The 7766-nt window shown below is 63.0% G+C and carries 5 protein-coding genes and 4 pseudogenes; 7 read left to right on the top strand and 2 right to left on the bottom strand.

Features of this window, described 5'->3' with window-relative positions:
- Positions 1-54 precede the first annotated feature (54 nt).
- Positions 55-1194 carry a prolipoprotein diacylglyceryl transferase gene (gene lgt, locus I2487_RS15000; RefSeq protein ID WP_207170621.1) on the bottom strand — a complete coding sequence of 380 codons (1140 nt, stop codon included), beginning with the start codon at positions 1192-1194 and terminating at the stop codon, positions 55-57.
- Between the two features lie 330 nt (positions 1195-1524).
- On the opposite strand from lgt, the pseudogene I2487_RS15625 reads away from it, so the two are divergent.
- The 3 genes and pseudogenes from I2487_RS15625 to I2487_RS15795 form a co-directional block, all read left to right on the top strand.
- Positions 1525-2290: pseudogene (locus I2487_RS15625) on the top strand (transposase); the annotation flags it as partial.
- A 274-nt stretch (positions 2291-2564) separates the two neighbouring features.
- A complete protein-coding gene (locus I2487_RS15010; protein WP_207170619.1) occupies positions 2565-3788 on the top strand; it encodes an IS110 family RNA-guided transposase in 1224 nt (407 codons plus the stop codon).
- Between the two features lie 22 nt (positions 3789-3810).
- Positions 3811-4128 (top strand): annotated as a pseudogene (locus I2487_RS15795) (DDE-type integrase/transposase/recombinase); the annotation flags it as partial.
- On the opposite strand, the pseudogene I2487_RS15020 reads toward I2487_RS15795, so the two are convergent.
- Positions 4022-5420: pseudogene (locus tag I2487_RS15020) on the bottom strand (IS30 family transposase). The pseudogenes I2487_RS15795 and I2487_RS15020 overlap by 107 nt on opposite strands.
- Positions 5421-5533: 113 nt before the next feature.
- On the opposite strand from I2487_RS15020, the pseudogene I2487_RS15915 reads away from it, so the two are divergent.
- From I2487_RS15915 to I2487_RS15035, 4 genes and pseudogenes are all read left to right on the top strand, one after another.
- Positions 5534-5749, top strand: a pseudogene (locus I2487_RS15915) (hypothetical protein); the annotation flags it as partial.
- A complete protein-coding gene (locus tag I2487_RS15025; RefSeq protein WP_207170617.1) occupies positions 5694-6455 on the top strand; it encodes a class E sortase in 762 nt (253 codons plus the stop codon). The pseudogene I2487_RS15915 and the gene I2487_RS15025, both read left to right, overlap by 56 nt.
- Position 6456: 1 nt before the next feature.
- Positions 6457-6660, top strand: a complete 204-nt coding sequence (locus I2487_RS15030) for a hypothetical protein (RefSeq protein WP_207170616.1) — start codon at positions 6457-6459, stop codon at positions 6658-6660.
- Entirely contained in the window at positions 6653-6922 is a 270-nt protein-coding gene (locus I2487_RS15035) for a glutamine amidotransferase-related protein (RefSeq protein ID WP_207170615.1), read from the top strand. The genes I2487_RS15030 and I2487_RS15035 overlap by 8 nt, the downstream gene beginning before the upstream one ends.
- Positions 6923-7766 lie beyond the last annotated feature (844 nt).

The following is a 7766-nucleotide window of genomic DNA, read 5'->3' on the forward strand; positions in this document are numbered from 1 at the left end:
GGGAGGCGCTGGTGGGGAAGCGGGTGGACGATGCCCAGCGTCGTCTTGAAACGCTCAGTGCTCGGTCTCCGGGGACTTTTCGGAGCTGGGTGCCCCGGCCACAGGTTTGGGCCCCGCGGAGGCGACGGGCGCGGGGGCGCTCGTGGCGCCATCGACTGCTCTGGCTCGAACGGGGGAAGCGGCCACAGGCTCTTCGACCAACGCCGCGTCGGCCGCGTGGCCCTCGGATCCGCGCGGATCCTGCCCGGGACGGTAGATCTCCTTCTCCTCAGCCAGTGCCGCCTCGGTGCGCGGGCGGCGGGTCCAGAGCCAGGTCAGCATGGACAGCGCCAGGACGAAGAGGAACACCGACATCCACATGTTCAGTCGCCATTCCAGACCGAAGAGGTTGATCCACTGGGTGGACTTGTTGATCTCGTCGATGCGCAGCGACTCGATCCAGAAGCGGCCAAGCGAGTAGTAGGCCACGTAGGTCCAGACGAGGAGCCCCTGCTTGACAGCGAAGCGGCGGTAGAGCGCGATGAGCAGGAAGAAGCCGATCAGGTTCCAGAGGCTCTCATAGAGGAACGTCGGGTGGTACAGCGTGCTCTCCCCGGCGCCCAGCGGCGGCGCCTGGTGGCGCTGGCTGGTGTCGATCGCCAGGCCCCAGGGCAGGTTGGTGGGGGCTCCGTAGAGCTCCTGGTTGAAGTAGTTGCCCCAGCGTCCGATGGCCTGGGCGAGGATCACGCCGGGCACCAGGGTGTCGGCGAAGGCGCCGAACTTCATCCCGTAGCGTCGGCAGGCGAACCAGACGCCGACGGCGCCCAGAGCCACAGCCCCGACGATGCCGAGGCCGCCGAGCCAGACCTGCGGGATCAGCGAGAGGTCGCCGTCCGGGCCGAAGTAGGCGTCCGGGGAGGTGATCACGTGGTAGAGCCGACCGCCCACGATGCCGAGCAGCACGGCCCAGATGAGTGCGTCGAAGACGTTCTCGGGGCTGCCGCCGCGGGACTTCCAGAGCCTGCTGGCGACGAAGTACGCCACCAGGATTCCCAGACCGATCGCCAGACCGTAGAACCCGATCCGCAGCGGTCCGACGAGGTCGATCCCGTCTGTGGGCGGGGCGGGGAAGGCTGCGCTGATCTGCGCCGTCGCTGAAGCGGTGGCCTCAGCTGCGGTGTGCAGGGCGCCGACCGGACTTGGAGTGAGAGACACGGTGTCCTTTCGCGGTGGTGAGTCGCCCTCCCCCGGCGGAGCTGGGGACGGGCTGAAATTCTGATCCGATGCAGTCTCAGGCTTACGTCTGTCGACTGCGACCTGAGGCGACGAACGTAGGCCTGCTCGGGTTGCGCGTCAGGTGCGCGCTGGCCGTGGTGAGGCCGCCCCAGACCGTGGTCAGGGCCACGATCATCCATGTGTGCTGAGCTCCATCAGTTTAAGGCCCTTGCTCATTGGCCTCGGTGATGTTCCCCACGCGATGTTAACCCTGAGGTTGAAGCGTCCCAGGTTTGATGCCGCATCTTTTTAAGCTGCAAGGATGTAGCCATGCCTCGTCGAATCGATCCCGCTCTGAGGGAACGCGCCGTCCGATTGGTGCTCGATCACCAGTCCGAATACTCCTCCCGCACCGCCGCAGTTGAGGTCATCTCCAAGCAGGTCGGTGTCGGCCGAGACACCCTTCGGCGGTGGGTGCGTCAGCACCAGATCGACCATGGCACCCGCGACGGTGTCAGCACTGAAGAGAACTCCCAGCTCAAGCGCCTGCGCATGGAGAACCGGCGGTTGAAAGAGACCAACGAGATCCTGCGCAGGGCCTCAATTTTCTTCGCGGGGGAACTCGACCCCCGCAGCCGCTGATCGTGGCGTTCATCGATGAACTCCGAGGCCACGGTTTCGCTGTCGAGTCGATCTGTCAGATCCTTTCTGCCGAGGGGCTCAAGATCGCAGCGAGGACCTACCGGGCCTGGGCTAGAAGTAACCAGCAGGTCGCTGCCCGCACCATCACGGATGCATCAGTGGAGGGCCGCATTCGGGGATGGGCCTTCACGACCGATCGCCAGGGAAACACCAAGCTGGCTCCGGAAGGCCTCTACGGGCGGCGGAAGATGACCGCGCTGATTCGCCGCAGCCTCCCGGGTGCCTCTCGGGGCTCAGTGGACCGGGCCATGCGCAGCCTGGGGCTGGCCGGTGTGCGCCGAGGCAGGGAATCCGCACCACGATCCCGGCCAAGGACGGGGTGCGTGCCGGAGACTTGCTGAACCGGGACTTCACCGCCGATGCGCCGAATCGTGTCTGGGTCGCGGACTTCACTTAATGGGGGTGTCGAGGGCCCGGATTCCTCGATCTGCGGCTGGTGGGTCCCACTGAGATTTCACCGGCCCGGGTAGGCGCGATGATATGTGTGAGCCGCTGGCAGGTGTCCGCTCATCTTGATCACGCCGGCCCGTGAGAGGCCTCAACGTAGACGGTGGCCCCGCCAGTCGCAGGGAACCCGACGGCTTGTGAGATGCTGCACCGCTGAGTGCTCTCCATTAGGTTGCTGCTCGTTCCTCCGGGCTCATACAGACCAGACGAGAGGAATTCCAATGAAAACCTATTGTGGAGTCGACTGGGCCGAAGCCCACCACGACGTCACAGTCATCGACGAGACAGGCAAGGTCCTGGCGCATCAGCGAATCAGTGCCGACGCCGCCGGCTTGAGAGCCCTGCTTGAATTGCTGGCCCAGGAGGCCGACGATGTACGGTCCGTGCCGGTGGCGATCGAGACGGACAAGAATCTCATCGTTGTGGGCTTGCAGGCAGCTGGTGTGAAAGTACACGCGATTAATCCTCGTGCTTGTGCTCGCTACCGGGAACGGCACTCCCAGTCTGGCGGGAAGTCCGATCCGGGCGACGCGCTTGTCTTGGCGAATATTCTGCGCACTGATGGCCACCTGCACCGGCCCCTGCCTGAGCTCTCCGATGCTGCCCGCGCAATTAAGGTGCTGGCTCGCCAGCATCAAGAGGCCATATGGACGATGCATCAAACCACGTCCCGACTCCGCTCGGTATTGCTGGAATTTTATCCACAGGCCCTCGATGCGTTCCCGAACCTGCAACATCGCTCGGCGCTGACGATTCTGGAAGCTGTTCCCTCCCCGAGGCGCGCACGTCGACTGACGATGTCCCGCACAGTGTCGCTGTTGCGCGCCAGCGGCCGCGGCAACCGTGCGGGGTTGGCTGAGAGAATCCGATCAACCCTCAGGGATCCAGGGGTCGCGCAACCAGAGCCAGTTGAAGAGGCCTTAGCGCTTACGGCTCAGACACTGATCGGAATCCTGCACCAGATGCATACAAGCATTGGTCGCCTTGAAGAAGCACTCGACATCGCGTTCACAGATCACCCCGCGTCAAAGATCATGGAGAAAGTCCCCGGCCTCGGTCCAGTGACCGGAGCGCGGATACTGGCCGAGACCGGTGATGATCCGGACCGTTTCACCTCGGCTGCGAACCTTAGGGCATACGCCGGCACCGCCCCGGTCACCCGGGCCTCAGGGCGATCGCGCTACGTCAAGGCGCGGCGGGTAAGGAACAAACGACTTGCCGATGCCTGTCACTGGTGGGCCTTTTCAAGCCTTACCCATTCGCCGGGAGCCAGAGCCCACTACGACCGGCGCAGAGCTGCCGGTGATCACCACAACGCGGCCCTGCGTCATCTTGCCAACAAGCTCCTCGGGCGCCTGTGGTGGTGTCTGCAACACGACGTCGATTGGGATGAGCGCGCTGCATGGCCTTCCCTTCAACCTGCGTCGGTGGGACTAGCAGCTTGACACCTCACTCGCGTGGGATGTCTATGTGCGCACCTGGGCGGGGTGGTCCTATGTGGCGTTCATCGTTGATGTCTTCGCCCAGCAGATCATCGGCTGGAACGCAGCGACGACCAGAGAGACCGAGCTGGTGGATATCCCGCTGCGTATGGCGATCTGGGAACGTGATCGCGAGGCTCACCCGGTGGAACGGGGTCAGCTGATCAGTCATTCGGATGCAGGATCTCAAGCCGTATTCAACCGATCGTCGCAACAGTCTGCTGTTGAACCGAGCTTAGCTGATCCGCGAAAGCCTCAGCCGGAGTACGCCACCCCAAGATCCCACGTGGCCGATTATTCATAGCCGTCGCGATAGCTGCGATCTCATCGGCGTTCCACCTGGAGAGATCAGTGCCCTTCGGGAAGTACTGCCGCAGCAGACCATTGAGGTGCTCGTTGGAGCCACGCTGCCAAGGACTCTTCGCATCGGCAAAATACACCGGCAACCCAGTCTCTCTCGTCAGCAGCGCATGAGCAGAAAGTTCCTTGCCCCGGTCCCAAGTCAAAGAACGACGCAACTGCTCAGGCAGCGGCGTGATCGACCTCGCCAGCGCGTCCTTCATGGTCAACGCGCCGTAGCCAGCCAGTGCAGGGCCGTTCTTCGTAGGACGGATCAGCCCGTATCCGGCTTGGCGGGGCAGATGGACCAGCATCGCGTAGCGAGTGGTGCGCTCGATCAACGTCGCCACCGCTGAACGCTTCAACCCGATGATCAGGTCCCCTTCCCAATGCCCGGCGATCCTGCGGTCCTCGACCTCCGCAGGGCGCTTCTCAAGCACCGTCTCCGCAGTCACGTGCGCCCAGGCTTGCTGCCGAGTTCTCGCCCGCGGCATCCGCTTGGTCCGGCCTCGGCGCAGGTGCCACGATTGCTTGCGCTCAAGGCCGCCGCGGCCCTCGACGTATAACGCCTGGTAGATCGCCTCATGAGAAATCCTCATCGATTCATCATCGGGAAAGTCGAGTCGAAGGCGCTGAGCGATCTGCTGGGGACTCCACCCTGTGACCCACTCCCGGTCCCCGCGGTGAGGTTTGTTCTTCCCGTCCCCAGACCGGCCCGACGGGGCCGACGATCTCACCCTCGGCGGTGATGATCTCTCCGCTGAGCTTGTCCTGGACATATCGGCGCAGCTGGTGGTGGGTGACCATTTTCGCGGTCTTGGGCCTCTTTGCTCGGCGTTCTGCGTGCCACTGAGCCGTCGAGGCCTTGTACTCCAGTCGGTAAGTGCGAGTGGAGGCGTTGCGGCGCAGTTCCCGCGAGATGGTCGACGGGCTGCGGCCCAGCCGCTTCGCGATGTCTCGGACTCCAACCTGTTGGGCTCGCCATAGCGCGATGTCCTCCCGCTCAGCCGAGGAGAGATATCGCCCCGAGATGATGGGTGCCAGTCGTGGATTCACTCCACCAGCATGCTTGAACCAGCGGTGAGCTACCGGCTCTGAAACCCCCGCCGCTTCTCCGGCTTCTCGAGTCTTCGCGCCGGCCGCGATAGCTTCCCAGAACCGCACTCGATCTTCTCGCCACGCCACAGTCGGTCGCCCTGGGGAAACAATCTGACCTCGGTAGGCCTGGACCCTCTTCTGCTTCTCTCTGACTCCCACCGAACACCTCCATGAAGCAGGTGTTGCGACGACCAGTTGAATACGGCCACCTTTGAAATACATGTGACTACTCCCTGAAGAAGGACCCCAAATGAGGTGTCCAACTTCCGGGGACCAGTCCCCTGCTGCGTCAGTACTTCCCAAAGGGAACAGACCTCTCACGCTGGTCCTCTGAGGACCTCGAAGCCGTCGCCCTGGCGCTCAACAACATGTACTGCCCGTTAATAGGACTTTTGACTGTAACGGACACCCCACCCAGCCTTCGGAGGATTCATGTCGGGACACCGCGGCCGCGGCGCAGGCGCCCGGATACTCGGTGTCACCGGTGAGCTGCTGGTCACGCTCGGCGTGCTGGGGCTGCTCTTCGTGGTGTGGGAGATCTGGTGGACTGGGCTCGACGCCGAGCGCAGTGCCCAGGCCACGGAGGATGAATTCCAGACCCTGCTCGAACAGCCCGACACGGACTTGGAGCCGCGGCAACAAGCAGAGGCACAACTGGATTGCCAGCAGCTTGCCAACGGTGAATTTGCGGCATGTCCCGAGAAGATGGCCGCCGTGGAATCCGGTGCCATGGCCGTCGTCTATGCGCCCGCCATCGGGACCGACTGGTCCGCACCCGTCCTCTCCGGGGTGGATGACGAGACCCTCAACACCGGCGGACTGGGACACTATCCGGACACTCAGCTGCCCGGGGAGCCGGGGAACTTCGCCGTGGCCGGACACCGGCTCACCTACGGTGACGTCCTCCGAGACCAGGACCAGCTTGCCGCGGGCGATAAGATCTACGTCGAGTCTCTTGACGGCTACTACACCTATGAGGTCTCGGAGAGCTATGTGGTGCTGCCAGAGCAGTCCGAGGTGATCCTCCCGGTTCCCGGTGAGCCCGAGGCGCAGGCGGATCGCTCCCTACTGACGCTGACCACGTGTCACCCGCTGTTCTCGAATCGCGAACGGCTGATCACCCACGCTGAACTTGTGGACTGGTCTCCACTCTCCGCGGAGGCACCAGCCGCCGTCGTCCAGGGAGGTTCCTGAGATGTATGCCTGGCTGTTCCGTCAGCTGCCCGGGCCGCTGGCGGTGCAGATTCTGCTTAGTCTGCTCATTCTGGCCGGTATCGTGTTTGTCCTGATGCAGTTCGTCTTCCCGTGGCTGAGCCAGTACAGCCCGCTCAACGACTCCACCCTTGAAGCGATGACCTCCTCGGCACCTGTCAGAGACGAAGGGACCCACTATGAGTGAGACCTCCTCTGCTGCCCGGATCCTTGTCGTCAACAGCTACGACAGCTTCGTCTACACCCTGGCCGGGTACCCGCGCGAGCTCGGCTCCGAGGCGACCGTGATCCGCAATGACAACCCCTCGGTAGACGACGCCAAGCGGCTCGCCGCAGAACACGACGGCGTGCTCCTCTCCCCCAACCCCGGCACACTCCGAGATGCTGGCGCCTCGGTAAAGCGGCTCCCCTGGTGCGCAGAAACCGAGGACCCGGTACTCAGCGTCTAACCAGCAGGGCCTTCCTGCGGCTGTTAAAGCGCTAGTGCTCGGAGAGTCTGGCCTCGGGACTCAGTGATGCTCGTTGTACCTACGTGCGTTCGCGAAGATGGTTCCGGTCGCGGAACATCCCCTCAGGGCTTTCTAGATCTTCCACGATTCCGATGGCTGACACTTATTGAGTGCCTCGTCGTAGGCCCAGAACGGACCGTCTGAGCCGGTGATGATATTCGTCAGCGGGTAGAACTGAATCCGCATGCAATCGGCCACTACGCCGGGGCTCTAGGCGCGTGCTGATTCCCAAAGATCCCACAGACCTTCAAAGACTGTGACGACCTCGAGGTAACAGCACCAATGGGGAGCTCATTTCCTGCTGCACATGTCGCAGAGGACGTGCGAGATCATCCACTCATTGGCCCAGTCCTCAGCGTTGGCAAAATACTTCTCTACCGTCTCGTAACCGGCGTCTGATTCGGGCTCGGGTTCGAGTCCGTGCCTAGCTCATCATCCCCGGTCACAGCCTCCTCTTCTAGAGCGCTGAAGCTCATCGAGTGACCTCCACTTCTTGGACTCGGCCGGCCTGGCTTGCGCCGAACGTAACCTCAGCGTGACATTCGTTATTCTTTCGTTATACGCTCGGGGGGCTCGCGGCTGATGTCCGAAGTCGCAGCACCTCCAGTCAGATCTTCTCCTGCCGCTGACCGGAGCTGTTCCAGTAACTACCGCAAGGCAGGGTGCGGGGCACCGCGGTCGATCAAGACCTGAAGAACGTGAGCTTCCGGGCTCACACTTCACACCAGGCGGCCCCGCAACTACAGGGAGAGGTTTCCAGAGAAGTGACAGACATGACTTTCGT

It is taken from the genome of Nesterenkonia sp. E16_10, assembly GCF_017347085.1.
Taxonomy (GTDB): domain Bacteria; phylum Actinomycetota; class Actinomycetes; order Actinomycetales; family Micrococcaceae; genus Nesterenkonia.

Coding starts and splice junctions, on each gene's coding strand:
- I2487_RS15035 (WP_207170615.1), top strand. CDS start 6,653: ATGAGTGAGACCTCCTCTGCTGCCCGGATCCTTGTCGTCAACAGCTAC.
- I2487_RS15010 (WP_207170619.1), top strand. CDS start 2,565: ATGAAAACCTATTGTGGAGTCGACTGGGCCGAAGCCCACCACGACGTC.
- I2487_RS15030 (WP_207170616.1), top strand. CDS start 6,457: ATGTATGCCTGGCTGTTCCGTCAGCTGCCCGGGCCGCTGGCGGTGCAG.
- I2487_RS15025 (WP_207170617.1), top strand. CDS start 5,694: ATGTCGGGACACCGCGGCCGCGGCGCAGGCGCCCGGATACTCGGTGTC.